At 69.7% G+C, this 17,842-nt stretch carries 14 protein-coding genes; 8 read left to right on the plus strand and 6 right to left on the minus strand.

Features of this window, described 5'->3' with window-relative positions; all coding sequences use genetic code 11:
* Positions 1 to 7 precede the first annotated feature (7 nt).
* Positions 8 to 1,093: an LLM class flavin-dependent oxidoreductase gene (locus MBR110_RS18050; RefSeq protein WP_014724970.1), complete on the minus strand. Its 1,086-nt coding sequence runs from the start codon at positions 1,091 to 1,093 to the stop codon at positions 8 to 10.
* 353 nt (positions 1,094 to 1,446) lie between these two features.
* Here MBR110_RS18050 and MBR110_RS18055 point away from each other — a divergent pair, with 353 nt between their 5' ends.
* The 5 genes from MBR110_RS18055 (at position 1,447) to MBR110_RS18075 (ending at position 8,420) form a co-directional block, all read left to right on the plus strand.
* Positions 1,447 to 2,787: an acyl-CoA dehydrogenase family protein gene (locus MBR110_RS18055; RefSeq protein ID WP_014724969.1), complete on the plus strand. Its 1,341-nt coding sequence runs from the start codon at positions 1,447 to 1,449 to the stop codon at positions 2,785 to 2,787.
* Positions 2,788 to 3,096: 309 nt separating this feature from the next.
* Positions 3,097 to 3,663, plus strand: a complete 567-nt coding sequence (locus MBR110_RS18060) for a cysteine dioxygenase (protein ID WP_014724967.1) — start codon at positions 3,097 to 3,099, stop codon at positions 3,661 to 3,663.
* Positions 3,664 to 3,757: 94 nt separating this feature from the next.
* Positions 3,758 to 5,383 (plus strand): rhodanese-related sulfurtransferase, encoded by a 1,626-nt coding sequence (locus MBR110_RS18065; RefSeq protein WP_181709458.1) that lies wholly within the window; start codon positions 3,758 to 3,760, stop codon positions 5,381 to 5,383.
* A gap of 253 nt (positions 5,384 to 5,636) precedes the next feature.
* A complete protein-coding gene (locus tag MBR110_RS18070) occupies positions 5,637 to 6,704 on the plus strand; it encodes a phytoene/squalene synthase family protein (RefSeq protein WP_181709459.1) in 1,068 nt (355 codons plus the stop codon).
* 519 nt (positions 6,705 to 7,223) lie between these two features.
* Positions 7,224 to 8,420 (plus strand): porin, encoded by a 1,197-nt coding sequence (locus tag MBR110_RS18075; RefSeq protein ID WP_045578045.1) that lies wholly within the window; start codon positions 7,224 to 7,226, stop codon positions 8,418 to 8,420.
* A gap of 101 nt (positions 8,421 to 8,521) precedes the next feature.
* On the opposite strand, the gene MBR110_RS18080 is transcribed toward MBR110_RS18075, so the two are convergent.
* The 3 genes from MBR110_RS18080 to pdxR all read right to left on the minus strand — a co-directional run bounded on the left by MBR110_RS18080 (position 8,522) and on the right by pdxR (position 10,971).
* Positions 8,522 to 8,947, minus strand: a complete 426-nt coding sequence (locus tag MBR110_RS18080) for a cupin domain-containing protein (RefSeq protein ID WP_011882115.1) — start codon at positions 8,945 to 8,947, stop codon at positions 8,522 to 8,524.
* A gap of 10 nt (positions 8,948 to 8,957) precedes the next feature.
* Complete coding sequence (locus MBR110_RS18085; protein ID WP_045578043.1) at positions 8,958 to 9,395, minus strand: carboxymuconolactone decarboxylase family protein; 438 nt, start codon at positions 9,393 to 9,395, stop codon at positions 8,958 to 8,960.
* Between the two features lie 94 nt (positions 9,396 to 9,489).
* Positions 9,490 to 10,971, minus strand: a complete 1,482-nt coding sequence (pdxR, locus tag MBR110_RS18090) for a MocR-like pyridoxine biosynthesis transcription factor PdxR (protein WP_181709506.1) — start codon at positions 10,969 to 10,971, stop codon at positions 9,490 to 9,492.
* A 247-nt stretch (positions 10,972 to 11,218) separates the two neighbouring features.
* Here pdxR and MBR110_RS18095 point away from each other — a divergent pair, with 247 nt between their 5' ends.
* Both MBR110_RS18095 and MBR110_RS18100 read left to right on the plus strand, forming a co-directional pair.
* Entirely contained in the window at positions 11,219 to 12,136 is a 918-nt protein-coding gene (locus tag MBR110_RS18095) for a LysR family transcriptional regulator (protein WP_011882118.1), read from the plus strand.
* 143 nt (positions 12,137 to 12,279) lie between these two features.
* The gene (locus MBR110_RS18100; RefSeq protein ID WP_034193500.1) at positions 12,280 to 13,029 is read left to right on the plus strand and encodes an SDR family oxidoreductase; all 750 of its coding nucleotides are present in this window, start codon (positions 12,280 to 12,282) and stop codon (positions 13,027 to 13,029) included.
* Positions 13,030 to 13,085: 56 nt separating this feature from the next.
* Here the strand turns inward: MBR110_RS18100 and MBR110_RS18105 are convergent, their stop codons facing one another.
* Together MBR110_RS18105 and MBR110_RS18110 are read right to left on the minus strand one after the other, a co-directional pair.
* The gene (locus MBR110_RS18105; RefSeq protein WP_181709460.1) at positions 13,086 to 14,732 is read right to left on the minus strand and encodes a glycoside hydrolase family 32 protein; all 1,647 of its coding nucleotides are present in this window, start codon (positions 14,730 to 14,732) and stop codon (positions 13,086 to 13,088) included.
* A gap of 154 nt (positions 14,733 to 14,886) precedes the next feature.
* Positions 14,887 to 16,467 carry a glycoside hydrolase family 68 protein gene (locus MBR110_RS18110; RefSeq protein WP_059559600.1) on the minus strand — a complete coding sequence of 527 codons (1,581 nt, stop codon included), beginning with the start codon at positions 16,465 to 16,467 and terminating at the stop codon, positions 14,887 to 14,889.
* A 182-nt stretch (positions 16,468 to 16,649) separates the two neighbouring features.
* On the opposite strand from MBR110_RS18110, the gene MBR110_RS18115 reads away from it, so the two are divergent.
* A complete protein-coding gene (locus MBR110_RS18115) occupies positions 16,650 to 17,663 on the plus strand; it encodes a LacI family DNA-binding transcriptional regulator (protein ID WP_181709461.1) in 1,014 nt (337 codons plus the stop codon).
* The last annotated feature ends 179 nt before the right edge of the window (positions 17,664 to 17,842 follow it).

Here is a 17,842-nt window from a genome sequence, read left to right on the forward strand (position 1 = left end):
CCGTGCGTCAGGCGGCGCGGCGCGCGGCGTCGCGGGCGGCGACGCCGCTGCGCACGCGCGGGATCAGTTCGCGGCCGTAGTCGAGCGCGTCCTCGAGCGGATCGAAGCCGCGGATCAGGAACGTCGTCACGCCGAGGTCGTAGTAGTCGAGCAACGCGTCGGCGACCTGCTCGGGTGTGCCGACCAGCGCGGTCGAATTCGAGCGCGCGCCGGTGAGTTTCGCGATCTCGGTCCACAGCCGCTTGTCGACGCGCGAGCCGCGCTCGGCCGCCGCGAGCAGACGCCGCGCGCCTTCGCTCTGCTGCGGGTCGCCGGTGCCGAGGCCCGCGGCGTCGCGCAGCCGGCGCGTTTCGTCGAGGATCCGGTGGGCGCGCGCCCACGCTTCGTCCTCGGTGGCCGCGAGGATCGGCCGGAACGACACGGAGAAGCGCACCTGCCGGCCGTGTTTCGCGGCTTCGGCGCGCACGCGGGTCGTGAGGTCGCGCACCTGGTCGAGCGATTCGCCCCACAGCGCATAGACGTCCGCGTGCTTGCCGGCGACCGCGAGCGCCGCTTCCGACGCGCCGCCGAAATAGATCGGCACGTGCGGCTTTTGGTGCGGCTTCACTTCCGAGTAGCCCTGCCTGAAGCGATAGTGCGCGCCGTCGTGATCGAACGGCTGCGACTCGGTCCAGATGCGGCGCAGGATGCCGAGATATTCGTCGGTGCGCGCATAGCGTGCGTCGTGGTCGAGGAAATCGCCGTCGCGCTGCTGCTCGCTGTCGGAGCCGCCCGAGATGAAGTGCACGGCGAGGCGGCCGCGGCTGAACTGGTCGAGCGTCGCGATCTCCCGCGCGGCGAGCGTCGGCGCGATGAAGCCGGGACGATGCGCGAGCATGAAGTGAATGCGCTCGGTCGCGGCGGCGGCGAACGCGATCGTCAGCGTCGCGGACGGGCTGGTCGAGTGATGCGGGACGAGAATTCGGTCGAAGCCGGCCGTTTCATGGGCGCGCGCGAAGTCGCGCACGTAGTCGGGGTCGACGGCCGGGCCAGTGGCCGGATGAATTTCCGACTGCTTCTGGCTCTGGATCATGCCGATGAATTCAACGCTCATCTCGGTCTCCGATGCAAGGAAGGCCCGCCGTGCCAGCTGCGGCCGGCGGGGCAGGAATGCAGCGCAGATTACCGTCCGGATCAGGCGCAACGGAAATAACGATTGCCGATTTCAATATCAGATTTGCATGGTTTGGGCGGGCACCATGCTGCGCATACGCTGTGCGCTCCGAATGGATCGACAGGGCGTCTGCCGGCGCTTGTGCGGGCTTGCTGCCGCACGGGCGCAAACGGTCGGCGCGCACGCATGCCGAGCGGCGAAGTCGGCGCGCAGACGGCCGTCGGCGCGGGCACGGCGCTCGCGCGTCGATCCAACGCTGCCCCGCTACCCGTCACCGAAGGGAAACCGTACCGATGTCCGCCAGCCTTGCTGCTTCCGCGCCGCTTCCGGCGCAATCGTCACTGCGTCATCTGCCCGCCGACGATGCACGCGTCGCCGCGTTGCTCGAGCGGCTCGCGCCCGAACTCGCCGCCGACGCCGCGCGCAACGACGTCGACGGCCGTTTCCCGCACGAGAACTTCGCGCGGCTGCATCGCGCCGGCCTGATCGCGCAGGTCGTGCCGCGCGAGCATGGCGGCGCGGGCGCGACGCTCGCGCAGGCGAGCCGCATCGTCGCCGCGATCGCGCGCGCCGACCCGGCGACCGCGCTGGTGCTGACGATGACGTATCTGCAGCATCGCGCGCTCGGCCGTGCGGACAGCCGCTGGCCCGCGCGCGTGAGGCGCGCGGTGTTCGACAGCGCCGTCGACGAAGGGGCGCTGATCAACGCGTTGCGGGTCGAGCCGGCGCTCGGCTCGCCGTCGCGCGGCGGGCTGCCGGAGACGATCGCGCGCCGCGACGGCGACGGCTGGCGGCTGTCCGGCCACAAGCTGTACAGCACCGGGATTCCGGCGCTGCGCTGGCTGGCCGTCTGGGCGCGCACCGACGAGCCAGAGCCGCGCGTCGGCGTGTTCCTGGTGCGGCGCGACGGCGACGGGCACGACGACGCGCGGATTCGTGTGATCGAAAGCTGGGATCATCTGGGCCTGCGCGCGTCGGGCAGCCACGAGGTCGTGTTCGACGACGTGTGGCTGCCCGCCGATCATGCGGTCGACGTGCGCGCGCCCGGCGCGTGGGCCGTGTCGGCCGCGAGCCACGCGGACATCGACGCGCAGACCGACCAGCAGGCATGGATGGTCGCGCTGCTCGGCAGTCTCTACGATGCGGTCGCGCGCGCGTCGCGCGACTGGCTGCTCGGGTTCGCGACGACCCGCGCGCCGAGCGGTCTCGGCGCGCCGCTCGCGACGCTGCCGCGCGTGCAGGAGGCCATCGGCGAGATCGAAGGCTGGCTGCACGCGAACCGCGTGCTGCTCGACGAGCACATCGCGCGCACCGATGCGGGCGACGCGCCGACGGTGACGACGAGCGGCCTCGTCAAGCGAACCGTGACGGAGCAGGCGATCCGCGTCGTCGAGCATGCGTTGAAGCTGTCCGGCAACCACGGGTTGAGCCGCCACAATCCGCTCGAACGTCACTATCGCGACGTGCTGTGCGGGCGCGTGCATACGCCGCAGGACGATGCGATCGCGATGGCGGCCGGCCGCGCGGCGCTCGATGCGGCAGCGGCGGCGGCGGCGCGCAACGCGCCGAGCGACGCCGCGAGTTCGCGCAGCGCGCCGCACGCTGCGCGGGCATTCGATCGAAGCGATGCGTAAGGACGGCGATGGGGCATACCGCGCAGGCCGGACCGCGCCGTGCGTGCGTCGCCGAACGGGCTCGATCGGCCACATCGGCGCGCAGGGCGAAGGCGCCGCAGACTTGCGCGGGACTTCGCACGCGTTGCGCGATCACTGGCTGCGTGATTCCGAGGCCCGCTGCGGCGCGGCTCGGCCGAGTTCGGCGTTCGGCAACGCACGACCACCACAAAGCATCGATATCGCTGATTTTCACGTTTGTTCTGCATGCACGACCAGGTGCATCATGACGATCGATCAAGCCGGGCATTTTTATTCGAGGAGACCCCGATGAGTACGCTTTCGTTGCAGCACACGCCGCTGCGCCCGTTCGTCGAAGGCTTGGGCGCCTTGCTCGCGTCCGGCGCGAACGAGGCGCGCATCCTGGACGACGGCGGCGCGCTGCTCGCCGCGCTGGTCGCGCGCGACGACTGGCTGCCCGACGCGTTCGCGCAACCCGATCCCGAGCGCTACCGGCAGTACCTGCTGCATCTCGACCCCGACGAACGGTTTTCCGTCGTCAGCTTCGTGTGGGGCCCCGGCCAGGCCACGCCGATCCACAACCACACGGTGTGGGGGCTGATCGGCATGCTGCGCGGCGGCGAGTTTTCGCAGCCGTACCGGCTCGACCCGACCGGCAAGCCGGTGCCGTCGGGCGACGCAGTGCGGCTGCAGCCGGGCGAGGTCGAGGCCGTGTCGCCGCGCATCGGCGACATCCATCGCGTGACCAATGCGTACGCCGATCAGGTGTCGATCAGCATCCACGTCTATGGCGCGAACATCGGCAAGGTCGAGCGCGCCGTGTTCCTGGACGACGGCACCGTGAAGCCGTTCATCTCCGGCTATTCGAACGCATGACCCGCAGCGCGGCGGGCCGCGCCCGGCGCGCCCGGCATCCATCCGACGCCCGCTTCGCTTTTCAACGACTTCAACCGAATCCGACCGAGACACCGTGACGCAATCCGCCGATTCCCTTTCCCGTTTTCCCGTCGCGACGTACGAAGACGTCCGCGCACGCCTGCTGGCACGCGACGAACTCGCGCTGATCGACGTGCGCGAGGAAGATCCGTACGCACAGGGCCATCCGTTGTGGGCCGCCAACTTGCCGCTGTCGAAGCTCGAACTCGACGCATGGACGCGCATTCCGCGCCGCGACACGCCGATCGTCGTCTTCGGCGAAGCCGGCGGCGAGGATCTCGCGCCGCGCGCCGCCGCGAAGCTCGCGCAGCTCGGCTACACCGACGTGCGCGTGCTCGACGGCGGCCTCGCGGGCTGGCGCGCGGCCGGCGGCGAGCTGTTCATCGACGTCAACGTGCCGAGCAAGGCGTTCGGCGAATGGGTCGAAGCCGAGCGCCACACGCCGTCGCTGTCCGCCGAGGAAGTGCAGGCGCTGATCGACGCGCAGGCCGACGTCGTGATCGTCGATGCGCGCCGCTACGACGAATACCAGACGATGAACATCCCGACCTCGACCAGCGTGCCGGGCGCGGAGCTCGTGCTGCGCGTGCGCGCGCTCGCGCCGAACCCGGCGACGCAGGTCGTGGTGAACTGTGCGGGGCGTACGCGCAGCATCATCGGCACGCAGTCGCTGATCAACGCCGGCCTGCCGAACCCGGTGGCCGCGCTGCGCAACGGCACGATCGGCTGGACGCTCGCGGGACAGACGCTCGAGCATGGCGCCGCGCGGCGCTTCCCGGACGACGTCGAACCCGCGCAACGCGACGAAGCGCGCCGCGCGGCGCGCGCGGTGGCCGAGCGCGCCGGCGTGCCGCGCATCACGCTCACCGAACTGGCCGCGCTCGACGAGCCGGGCCGCACGCTGTACCGCTTCGACGTGCGCACGCCCGAAGAATACGAAGCCGGCCACTTGCCGGGCTTCCTCGGCACGCCGGGCGGCCAGCTCGTGCAGGAGACCGATCATCACGCGGCCGTGCGCGGCGCGCGGATCGTGCTGGCCGACGACGACGGCGTGCGCGCCGACATGACCGCGTCGTGGCTCGCGCAGATGGGCTGGGACGTGCGCGTGCTCGAACCGGTCGATCCGGCCGCGTTCACCGAGCGCGGCCAGCCGCCGCGCGCCGTGCCGGCCGCGCCGCAGGCGGCCGAGGTGGCGCCTGCGACGCTCGCCGGCTGGCTGCGCGAAGCGGGCGCCGGCGAGATCGCGATCGTCGACGTGACGACCAGCGCCAACTACGTGAAGCGCCACATCCCCGGCGCGTGGTTCGTCGTGCGTGCGCAGCTGCGCGACGCGCTCCGCGCGATCCCGTCTGCGCAGCGCTACGTGTTCACGTGCGGGTCGAGCCTGCTCGCGCGCTTCGCGGCCGACGACGCGCGCGCGTTGCTGCCGGCGTCCGCGCCCATCTCGGTGCTGACGGGCGGCACGGCCGCGTGGATCGACGCGGGGCTGCCGCTCGAGCACGGCGACACGCATCTGGCTTCGCCGCGCGTCGACCGTTACCGGCGGCCGTACGAGGGCACCGACAATGCGAGCGCGGCGATGCAGGCGTATCTCGACTGGGAGTACGGGCTGGTCGAGCAACTGAAGCGCGACGGCACGCACCACTTCCGCGTGATCTGAGCGCGGTGCGGCAAGCGCGGGGCAGGCGAGGCAGGAGGCAGGCGAGGCAGGCGAGGCGGCGGGCCGCGCACGGCGCTCGGTCGCCGCGCCGGCGGCAGCAGTCGCGCCGGATGCACTAAACTTGCGGGACTTTTGCATCGCCGCGTCGGGCCGCGTCTCGCGTGCACGCGGCGGTGCGGCGAATCGCGGGCCGGCGCGGGCGCCCGGCGCCGGTTGGCGGCCGGCGCCCGCGCCGGCCGACCCTGACCGACCCATGACGACTCATACCGAACCCGCCTACCTGCTCGGCGATCTGCTGAAAAACGTTTCCCGCTCCTTCTACCTGACGCTGCGCGTATTGCCCGACGGCATGCGCGAACCCGTCGGCCTCGCCTATCTGCTCGCGCGCGCGGCCGACACCATCGCCGACACCGCGCTGGTCGCGCCCGAGCGGCGCGCGACGCTGCTGAATGGCCTGCGCGACGAGATCGAGCGGCTCGGCGACGGCGCGGCGCTGTCGCGCTCGCTCGACGACGTGACGCGGATGCAGGCCGATTCCCACGAGCACGTGCTGCTCGGCTCGATGGAGCCGATGCTCGCGCTGCTGCGCGTGCAGCCGGACGCGGACCGCGCGGCGATCCGCAAGGTCGTCGCGACGCTCACGTCGGGGATGGAGTTCGACCTGCGCACGTTCCCCGACGAGCAGTCGGGGCAGGTCGCGTCGCTGCCGACGCGCGACGCGCTCGATCGCTACACGTACCTGGTCGCCGGCTGCGTCGGCGAATTCTGGACCGACATGACGGCCGCGCACACGCGCGCCGCGCGCGGCTGGGACTGCGCGGACATGCGCGAGAAGGGCATCCGCTTCGGCAAGGCATTGCAGATGACCAACATCCTGCGCGATTGCCCGAAGGATCTGCGGATCGGCCGCTGCTATCTGCCGGACGACGTGCTGGCCGCGCACGGCGTCGGCGTCGCCGAACTGATGGCGCCGCACGCGTCGGCGCGTGCGCGCGGCGTGCTGGTCGACCTGCTGCGCGTGGCGCTCGACCTGTATCGCGACGCATGCCTGTACACGCTCGCGATTCCGCGCCGCTTCGTGCGGCTGCGGCTGGCGTGCCTGTGGCCGATCATGATCGGCCTCGAGACGCTCGAACGCCTCGCGGACCACGACGCGTGGCTCGATCCGGCACGGCCGGCGAAAGTGCCGCGCAAGCGCATCTACCGGATCATGGCGGCGTCGCTCGCGCTCGTCGGCTCGAACGCGGCGGTTCGTGCGCGCCTGAACGCGCTCGTCGGCGCGGTCGACGCGCGGCTCGCGCAGACGGGCCGCGCGTCCTGACGCGCGCCGAGCCGCCGTCGGCCGGCTGGCGGCAGCCGGCAGCAGCGTCGCTCGGCGGCATTCTTCCGCAGCATTCTTCGGCCCGCGCTCGCGGGCCGTTTCCATTCAGCGCGCGTCTCCGTACAAAAACGTTTTCACGATTTCGTTTTCAGAAATGTGGCTGTCATGAATGTCAGCGATCCTGCGCGGCGGTGTGATCAGTCTTCGGGCAGGGTCCGCGCCTCGGCCGGGCACTATGTGCCGAAGGCGTCTGACGACATCGGGCGGTCGCGTTACAGCCGTAAAAATGTAAAGCTAGGGTTTTCACCGGGAAATGCCGGAAAGGCCCGCTGCGTAAGCGTTTTCAGGTGTTAGGTAACCGCTTGGTGAACCACCGCGTTGCGTCGATCATACGATGACCGACCGCACGTGTTGGGAAACGATTGGTAATCCGTCAGAATCGCACCGGCATGTACTCGCACATGTGTCAGTCATAAAACCACACCAGAAAAGAAATCATTCTTTGAGGACGGAGAATCAATGAAAAAGCGCGTCGCTTTCGCCATGACGGCAGCGGGTCTCGCAGCCGCAACCGCAGCCCACGCTCAGAGCAGCGTGACCCTGTACGGTATCGTCGACAACGCCATCGCTTGGCAGAACAATTCGTCGGGAACCGGCGCGACCTCGGGCGGCCACTCGAAGGTGCAGATGGCCACCGGCATCTGGGCAGGCAGCCGCTTCGGCCTGAAGGGCAGCGAAGACCTCGGCGGCGGCACGAAGGCGATTTTCCAACTGGAAGCCGGGTTCAACGCGAACAACGGCTCGTCGCAATGGGCGAACGGCATCTTCACGCGTCAGGCGTGGGTTGGCCTGACCAACCAGACGTACGGTACGCTGACGGCCGGCCGTCAGTACACCGCGTACTACACGCTGCTGTCGCCGTATAGCCCGACGACCTGGCTGACCGGTTACTACGGCGCACACCCGGGCGATATCGACTCGCTCGACACCAGCTACCGCGCGAACAACTCGCTCGTCTACATGTCGCCGAAGTTCTACGGCTTCACGGTCGGCGGTTCGTACTCGCTCGGCGGCGTCGCAGGCAGCTTCAACCGCGGCTCGACCTGGAGCGCGGCGATCCAGTACCTGAACGGCCCGGCAGGCATCGCGGTCGGCTTCCAGAAGGTCAACAACTCGACGCTCGGCGGCGGCGTGTGGGGCGACAACTCGACGGTCACGAGCGGCGGCCAGCCGGCCGTGTCGTCGATCAACAGCGGCTACCAGACGGCGCAAACGCAGCAGCGCCTCGGTGTGACGGCCGGCTACCAGTTCACGCCGGCATGGGACGTGTCCGTGTCGTACACGAACGTCCAGTACGTTCCGGGCGTCGGTTCGGCGTTCCGCAACACGGCGATCTTCAACACGGCAGGCGCCGTGCTGCATTGGAAGGCAGCGCCGCAGTGGGACTTCGCGGCAGGCTACTCGTACACGGCGGCAACGCAGTCGAACGGCATCTCGAGCTCGGCCAAGTACCACCAGGTCACGCTGTCGCAGTACTACAGCCTGTCGAAGCGCACGGGCCTGTACGCAGTCGAGGCTTACCAGCACGCAAGCGGCAACACGCTGAACAAGACTGGCGTCATCCAGGCAGCAACGACGTCGATCGGCGACGGCGTGGGCGCAGGTTCCAAGCAGAACCAGATCGCTGCCGGCGTCGGCATGATCCACCGCTTCTGATGTCGCGCGGCGCGCGAGCGCCGCTCACGGCATGCGGTACGAAACCGGCCTTCGGGCCGGTTTTCTCGTTTACGGTGCGCGCCTTTGCGTGGCGCGCCCGATCACTGGTCGATCGGCGACTTCAGCGGCTGATGCTCGCCGGTCAGCCCGAACACCACCAGCTGCGCCGGTTCGGTCGCGCTCGCATTGCGCGACACCATGTGACGCGAGCCGGGCGGCTCGTACCAGCCTTCGCCGGCGCGGTAGCGGCGCAGCGGGCCGTCGTTCACCTGCGACAGCACTTCGCCTTTCGACACGACCGCGAACACCGAGCCGAGATGCTTGTGGGCGGCGGATGCCTGACCGGGCGCGTAGTCGACGGTCGCGACCACCGCGAGTCGGCCCGGCGCTTCGGGCACCGGCTGCTGCAGGATGGCGTGCACGTTGTCGCCGCCGTCGTGCGCCTGCGCGGCGGCCGGCAGCGCGACGCCCAGCGCGAGCGCCGCGCCGACGAGCGCGCGGCGCAACGTCATGCTCGTTTGCGTCATCGTCGGCTCCTTACTCGGGCATCTTGCGGAACGCGATCGCGAAGCGGTTCCACGAATTGATCGTGGCGATCAGCATCGACAGGTCGAACAGTTCTTCATCGGTGAAGTGCGGCCGGACGGCTTCCCACACCGAATCGGGCACGTGGCTGCCGGCGACGAGTGTCAACGCTTCGGTCCATTCGAGCGCTGCGCGTTCGCGCTCGGTGAAGAACGGCGTCTCGCGCCACGTGACGACGGTCGCGAGGCGGCGATCGGTTTCGCCGCCCTTGCGGGCATCGCTCGTGTGCATGTCGACGCAGAACGCGCAGCCGTTGATCTGCGACGCGCGCAGGCGGACGAGCTCGGCGAGCGGCTTTTCGATCGAGCACTTCCCGAGGAATTCCTCGGCGTTGCGCATCACCTTGATCGCGTTCGGGCTGGCGGTATAGAAGTTCAGGCGGGGTTGCATCACGGCTCCTCGTTCGGTTGGTGCGCACGGCGGCGCGACAGGACCCACTTTAAGCGCGCCACTGGCCCGCTTGAATGACCAATTCCGGGAAAAGTCAGGTGACCACCGGCATCGCACCGGCACCCCCGGATTTCAGCAGCACGGCGAGCCGGGCGAGCGCGGTGTCGATGCGCAGCGCGTCGATTCCGCCGTATCCGAACAGCAGCCCGGCGCGTGCGCCCGCGCCGACATGGAAGCCCGAGATCCCGTACAGCCCGATACCCTCTGCGCGGGCCGCCCGGATCAGCGCCGTTTCGTCGAGCCACGGTTTCAGCGGCGCGGCCACGTGGATGCCGGCGGTCGGCACGATCGCGTCGAACCAGCGCGCCAGCTCGCCGTGCAGATGCGCGAGCAGCATCTTGCGGCGCGCGTCGTAGTGCTTCTGCACGCGCCGCAGATGCCGCGCGAAATCGCCTTCGAGCATGAAGCGGGCGAGCGCCGCCTGCGTCAGCGTGCAGCTGTGCCAGCCGACGATCTGCCGCGCCTTCGCGAGCGCGCCGCGGAGCGCGCGCGGCGCGATCGCATAGCCGATCCGCAGTTCGGGAAAGATCGTTTTGGAGAACGTGCCGACGTATACGACGAGGCCGGTACGGTCGAGGCTCTTCAATGATTCCACCGGCCGGCCCTCGAAGCGGAATTCGCCGTCGTAGTCGTCTTCGACGATCACCGCGCGGCGGCGCTGCGCCCATTCGAGCAGCGCGATGCGCCGCTCGAGCGTCATCGGCATCCCGAGCGGGAACTGGTGCGACGGCGTCACGTAGACGAGCCGTGCGTCGTCGGGCAGTTGCTCGATCACGAGGCCGTGCGCGTCGACCGGCACGCCCGCCACCGTGGCGCCGAGTGACGCGAACGCCGCGCGCGCGGGCGGATAGCCGGGATTCTCGACGGCGACCACGTCGCCGGGCCGCAGCATCACGCGCGCGACGAGGTCGAGCGCCTGTTGTGCGCCCTGGGTGACCAGCACGTCGTCCCAGCCGCACGCGACCGCGCGGCTGAATCCGACGTAGCGGGCGATCGCGCCGCGCAGCTGCGCGTCGCCGGCCGGGTCGTGGTACTGGCCGGGGCCGCGCGCCTGCTGGCGCAACGCGTGATGCAGGCAGCGCCGCCACGCGTCGAACGGGAACAGCGCCTTGTCGGTCACGCCGCCGCGGAAGTCGAACGCGGGCGAGTCCTGCGGCGCCGGCATGGCGAGCGTGTCGGGCAGTTCGTCCCACAGCGCCAGTGCGCTGACGGCGGCGGGCGGCGGCGTGCCGTCGACCAGCGACGCGGCGGCCGCGGCCGCATGCGGCACGCGCGCGAGGCCGTCGGCGACGAACGTGCCGTCGCCCGCGCGCGTGCTCAGATAACCCTCGGCGACGAGGCGCTCGAACGCGTCGAGCGTCGTCTTGCGCGATACGCCGAGCTGCTTCGCGAGATCGCGGGTGGACGGCAGCCGCGCGCCGCCTTCAAGCCGCCCGTCGACGATCGCGGTGCGCAATTGCCGGAAGATTTGCCCGGTCAGGTCGTGCCGGCCTTCGATGCGGATCGCGATGTCCATCGCAGTGGTTACCTCGACGTAGCGGAATGGGGTGTCGGTCAGCATACCGGAACAGCGGCGGCAGAGCGGCGTGAGCGGATCGCGGGCGGGCCGGCGGACGGATGAGCCGTGGACGAGCCATTGCGGCGCGGGGAGGCGGCGGTCGCACTGCGGCGGATCCCGCCGGTGGATTCCTGCGTGGATCCGATTGGACCGCCGCTCGCCGCTGCCTTAGGATCGACTCCATTACCGCGACCGGAGTGCCCTCATGCTGTCCGAAGACGAACTCGCGTTGCTCGACGCGATCCGGGCGACCGGCAGCCTGTCGCGCGCCGCCGCGCGGCTCGGCAAGGCGCCGTCGACGATCTCGCACGCGGCGCGGCAGCTCGAAACCCGCTTCGACGCGCTGTTGTTCGACCGGCGCGGCTACCGGCTGCAGCTCACGCCGGCCGGTCAACTGCTGACCGACGAGGCGGCGCGCCTCGCGCTCGACGTCGCGCGGCTCACGCAGCGCGTGCGGCAGGTCGCGAGCGGCTGGGAGGACCGGCTGTGGATCGTCAGCGACGAGGTGCTCGAGTTCGATACGCTGCTGCCGGTCGTACGCGCGTTCGATGCGCTCGAGTCGGGCGTGTCGCTGCGCTTCACGCACGAGGTGCTCGGCGGTACGTGGGAGGCGCTGCGCGACGGCCGCGCCGATCTGGTCATCGGTGCGACCAACGAGCCGCCGGCCATCCCCGGCTTCAAATGGTTCGAACTCGGGGCGATGGAATGGGTGTTCGCGGTCGCGCCGCGCCATCCGCTCGCATCGGTGGCCGGGCCGCTCAGCCGCGACGCGATCGGCGCCCATCGCGCGGTCGTGGTCGCCGATTCGTCGCGCCGGGCCGTCGGCCGCGCGTACGGGCTGCTCGGCGGCCAGTCGCTGCTCGCGGTGCCGTCGATGCGCGCGAAGATCCTCGCGCAGCGCGACGCGCTCGGCGTCGGCTGGCTGCCGCGCCGACGCGCCGCGACGCTGCTTGCGCGCGGCGAACTGCTCGAGAAGGAGACCGCCGATCCGCGCGAACCGAACGTGCTGTACGTCGCGTGGCGCGGCGACCGCGACGGCCGCGCGCTGCAATGGTGGCTGGAACGGCTGCGCGAGCCGCGGCTCGCGCAGCGGTTGCTCGACGGAATCGACGTGACCGGGTGAGGGCGCGGCGCGCGGCGCAAAGTGCGGCTCCATCGACTCGTTCGACGTTTTCGAACGTGTTCGTCGTGCCGCTCGTACGGCACGGCCGGGCGACGCGCGCATCCTGTGTTCACGGTCAACTCACCGGTTCACAGGAGAACATCATGCAACGCTTCGAAGGAAAGACGGTACTCGTCACGGGCGGCAACAGCGGCATCGGCCTGGCGGCCGCACGGGCATTCGCGGCCGAAGGCGCGCGCGTCGTCATCACCGGCCGCGACGAGCAGACGCTCGAAGCGGCCCGCGCGACGCTCGGGCACGGCGCGCTCGCGATCCGCAACGAAGTCGGCAGCGTCGCGTCGGCGCGGGCGCTGGCCGACGCGCTCGGCGCGGCCGGCGTGCGGCTCGATGCGGTGTTCGTCAACGCGGGCGTCGCCAAACTCGCGCCGTTCGCGGACACCGACGAGGCGCTGTGGGACCTCGTGTTCGACACCAACGTGAAGGGCGCGTATTTCCAGATCCAGGCGCTCGTCCCGCTGTTGAATCGCGGCGCGTCGATCGTGATCAACGGCTCGATCAACGCGCATATCGGCATGCCGGGCTCGTCGGTGTATGCGGCGAGCAAGGCTGCGGTCAATTCGTTGGCGAAGACGCTGTCGACGGAGTTGCTGCCGAACGGCGTGCGCGTGAACGTGGTGAGCCCGGGGCCGGTCCAGACGCCGCTGTACGGCAAGCTCGGGCTCGACGCGGCGACGCTCGACGAGACCGCCGACAAGATCAAGGGGCTCGTGCCCCTCGGCCGGTTCGGCACGCCTGACGAAATCGCTTCGACCGTGCTGCATCTGAGCGCGCCCGAATCGGCGTTCATCGTGGGCGCGGAGATCATCGCGTCGGGCGGGATGGGCTTGCTCTGAGCGCGTGGCCGGCGCAGCGGCATGCGTGCCGCTGTGCCGGCCGGGCGTTCGTGTCGCTAGCGCGCAGAAGCCACGCAGTCGCCTTCGCCGGCCCGGTCGCGCGCGCCGAGCGGCGTCACCGTCAGTCCTGAAAACGTCGCAGTGCCCCGTTCGGCGAATACCGAAACCCGGTCCGCGTCGGCGGGCGGGAAGACCACGTCCGTCAGCACCGTGCGGCCGCCGTTGGCAAACACTTCGACGGACCCGCGATCGACGATGATGTCGAGTCGCAGCAAGCCGTTCTCGAGCGGCAAGGCGACGATGTGCTGGCGGCTGAAAGTGGCGGCGAAGTCCGGTGTGCCGGAGCGTGAGCGGTCGAGCGTCAGCGTGCGCGCGGCGGTGTCGTACACGATGCGCGTGCCGATCGCGCCGTCCGCCGACGCCCGCACGACGACGCCTGCGCGGGCCGCCTGCCCAGGTGCGATCGTCACCTGGATGCGCTGTGCGACGCCGCGGGTGGCCGGCGGCAATGCGCGCGCGGCCGAATCGACTTCCAGCGTGCCCACGTGCACCGCGGGCCGCCGGTCGGCCCATGCGGTGAATGCAGCGGCCGGCGTGACGACGAGCGTCGGCTCCCCATCGATCGCCTTGAGTGCGAGTTCGCGCGGCAACGTCATCGCGCCGCGCCACGGCGCGGTCGGCGATTTCGCCGCGTAGTCCCAGTTGCTCATCCACGCGATCGCGAGCGGGCGGCGGCCCGGCGCACCGGAAAACGTCCCGGCCGCGTAGAAGTCGGCGCCGTGATCGACCCAGCGGAATTGCGCAGGGTCGGAGCCGGCCGGGGCGACACGGTCGGGAACGAACGTGCGGCCGTCGAACTCGCCGACGAAGTACATCGCGCCGGAGCCGCCGGCAATCGACCACGGATTGACGTTGACGATCATCACCCACTTGATGTGCCGCGGGTCGTCATCGACGGGTAGCGGCACGAGATCGGGCATCTCCCACAGTGCGCCGGTATGCGGCACGCCCGGCAAGGTGAAGTCGCTCAGGAACGACCAATGGATCAGGTCGTCGGAACGGTAGAGCTTGACCACCTGCGCGTCCGCGACCACCGTCGTCATCAGCCAGTAGCGCCCCGGCGCGTACCACGAGACCTTCGGGTCGCGGAACGCCTTCGATTCCGGATCGAGCGTCAGTACCGGATTGTGCGCGTACGGTTGCCAGCTTGCGCCGTGGTCGAGGCTGTACGCGATCGATTGCGCCTGGGTGCCCGGCGGGTGCCCCGAACCTTCCTTGTAGACGCTCGTGTACACCGCGATCAGCGGCGTGTCGCCCGGCGCGCCGAGGCCGGAAGTGTTGTGCGGGTCCGCGACGATCGAGCCGGAGAAGATTTCCTCGGTCGCGTTCGCGCGCATGGCGACCGGCTGCTCGTGCCAGTGGACGAGGTCGGTGCTGGTCGCATGGCCCCACGACATGTTGCCCCAGTCGGCGCCCAGCGGGTTGTACTGGTAGAACAGGTGATAGCGGCCGTTCTCGTAGACGAGGCCGTTGGGGTCGTTCATCCAGTTGCGTTGCGGCGTGTAATGGAATGCGGGCCGCCATTGCGGCGTGCCGTCGGCGGGCGCTGCGGTGCAGGCGGCGCTCGCCGCCTGTACGCCGGCCGAGCAGGCGAGCAGGAGTCCGGCGAGCCGGAGGAAAAAGCAGGGGAAAGTCGATGTCATGCGAGAGGCCGGGCGTCGTCGTGCGGGGCGGGAGAGAAGCGCGCACGCTGCCGGCACCGGCTGCATGCGCGTGATGGGGAACGGAAGGCGAGGCGCACGCGCGACACGCGCGACGTGCGCCTCCGCAGCAGGCGGCGTGTGCCGCCTGAGCCTGTTACGGCCGCGTGCCGGGGCCGCCGTCGTTGTGGCCGGCGCCCGTCGCCGGCAGATTCGACGGAATCTCGCCGTATCCACCGAGGCCGCCGCGGCCGTAGCTGCGGTCGACCGCCGTCGACGTGCCGTTGATGTTCACCTTCACGGTCGGCGCGAGCGTGCCGCCGCGGCGCGGGCCGATCGCGTCGATGAACGACTCGACGAGCCCGCCCGGCATCACGTAGTGCGAATACGACTGGAATTCGCGCGGATTCTGATTCGGGTCCTGCGCATACGGGGCGCCGGCCGGTGCGGAGAAGTCGGTCGGGTTGCCGAGCACGAGGCCGCTGCCGCCGTTCAGCGGCTGGAAGTCGCTGCGGATGCCGTTGCCGACGAAGCCGTAGACGCCGTCGGGGCCGTCGACGCCCGCGGCCATCGTGGTGCGGTGGCTGATCGTGAACAGGTAGTACTTGCCGTCCTTCAGATAGATCTGCGGGCGCTCCGTCTGGTCGTCGACGCAGTTCGCCGACAGGATCGGCGGCAGGAACTTCCACTCGGTGAGTTGCGGGTCGGTGGCCACCGCAAGACCGACGTTGGCCTTTTGATACACTGCGCCCGCGTTCATCACGGCGTTGAGGTCCTCACGGTACGGATCGTTCGGCGCGTAGCCGAGATCGGCTTCCGTGCAGGTGCGTGCGCCGCGGGGGCCGCCGGTATTGCCTTCGAACACCATGTAGGTCTTGCCGGGGTGTGCGGGATCGGTGAACACGAACGGGTCGCGGAACGAGAAGTAGGTGTTCTGCTGGCCGGTCTGGTAGTAGTTGCCGTCGGGCTGCAGCAGCGCCTTGTGGTCGTCGAAGCCGGTGAACCACACATGCTTGTCGTCGGCATGGATATGGCCGTCGGCGCGCGTGATGATCGCCTGCGGCGGCGTGATGTCGGCGCCGCCCGGTGCCGAGCGGTTGAACGACGTCGCGGTGTAGTACAGGCTGACGTTGTCGCCATGCGTGAGGCGCGCGGAGCCCGACCATTCGGCGTTGTTGGTCATCGGCGACGTGCCGAACACCTTCACGCTCGCCCCGTCCGGGAACAGATGCCCGCCCCAGATCCAGCCGCCGTTCGCCGGCCGCAGCGCTGCCGGCACGCCCGCGCGGCGATAGAAGAAGCCGATGCGCGCATGCACGTGGCGGTCGTCGAAGGTATAGCCGGCGTGCGGGTCGGCGGTCAGCGAGAAGATGACTTCCCAACCCTTGTAGCTGAGCTGGTTTGCGCGCAGGTCCGCCAGCGGCCAGGTGTCCCACACCCAGACGTCCGAATTGATCAGCGGGAAATCCTGCGGGATGGCGGGCATCGTCAACGCCTGCGGCAGCGAGTTCCGGTCGGCGCCGGACGTGTGCGACTGTGCGACGATCTGACGGATGTCCGCACGGGTCCAGCGCATCGTGAAGTTGCTCTCGGGGTCATGCGCCTGCTGCGTGTGAGGCGTGGGCGCGGGTGCGCCGGAGGTCTGCGCTTGCGCAGCGCCCGCGAAGGCGGCCAGTGCGGCGCCGGCGAACAGCAAACGTTTGGCCGCGGTCGCGCGGCAAAAGGGAAAGCTTGTCATGGCGGTGAGTTGTCCCGTTGACGGTAAAGGTGAACGAATGACGGTGGCATCGATTTCCAAACCGGTTTGGATACTATTTCAAACCGGTTTGGTCGTCAAAAGATAATTTTTTGACGGTATTAATTGCTGTCCGGAAATAATTGCCGCGCCGCTGGTGGGGCGCGACTCGAGCGAGGAGCAACGTGAAGGTGAATCTGAAGGCGCTGTCGGATGCGCTCGGGCTGTCGCGCACGACGGTCAGCCGTGCGCTGAACGGCTATGACGACGTGAGCGAGGCGACCCGCGAGCGTGTGATGAGGGCTGCGCGCGAACTCGGCTATGTGGCCGACCCGACCGCACGCCGGCTCGCGACGGGGCGGGCCGACACCATCGGCATCGTTTATCCGTTCGGCGCGGGCGATCTGGGCGACCCGCGTTTCGGCGAAGTGGTGGCAGGCGTGACCGAGCGGCTCGCGGAACGCAATCTCGATTTCATCATCGCGGCCGCGCGGCCGAACGCGGAACTGGACACCTATCGGCGCCTCGTCGAAGGCAAACTGGTCGACGGCTTGATCGTTGCGCGCACGCTGGTCGACGATCCGCGGCTCGCTTACCTGCGGTCGAGCGCGTTTCCGTACGTCGCCTACGGCCGCACCCGCGTCAGCGAGCCCTATGCGTGGTTCGATTTCGACAACGAGGCGGGCGCGCGCGACGCCGTGCGGCGGCTGATCGGCCTCGGTCATCGCCGCATCGCGATGATCAGCGCGCCGCTGGCGCTCAATTTCGCGATGCAGCGCCGTGCCGGTTATCTCGCGGCGCTGCGCGAGGCGGGCATCGAGCCTGATCCGGCAGGGCAAATCGAATGCGCGTTTACGCGCGACGGCGGACGCGAAGGCGTCGAGGCGCTTCTCGCCGTATCCGAACCGCCGACGGCGCTGCTCGTCGACAACAACATCGCCGGCTGCGGTGCGTTTCGCGCGCTGGTCGAACGCGGCCTGCGCCTCGGTCACGACATGTCGTTGATCGTCTACGACGGCGTGCCGCCCGATGTCGCGCTTCCGCATCGCGTGACCGCGGTGGTGCAGCCGACCGGCCATACAACCGGGCGCGCGCTGGCCGAGCTGATGCTCGGGCTGCTTGCCAATGGCGTGCACGGGCAGCGGCTGGAGCACCCGGTGCTCGAGATCGGCGACACCGACGGGCCGCCGCCAGGCTGAGCGGTGCGGCGACGCGGCGGTGCGAGGCGAGGGCGAGCCGCCGGTCGTCGGCCCGGTGGAGTTCGCCAGCTCCACAAAAGCCATGACATCGACAGGGTGTAGTCGACGCGACTAGACGACCGGTCTAATTCGCGACTATCATCCCGTCTCGACAGTGCAACGAGACAGCCGCCATACAG

It is taken from the genome of Burkholderia sp. MBR-1 (assembly GCF_013822785.1).
Classification (GTDB): Bacteria; Pseudomonadota; Gammaproteobacteria; order Burkholderiales; family Burkholderiaceae; genus Burkholderia; species Burkholderia vietnamiensis.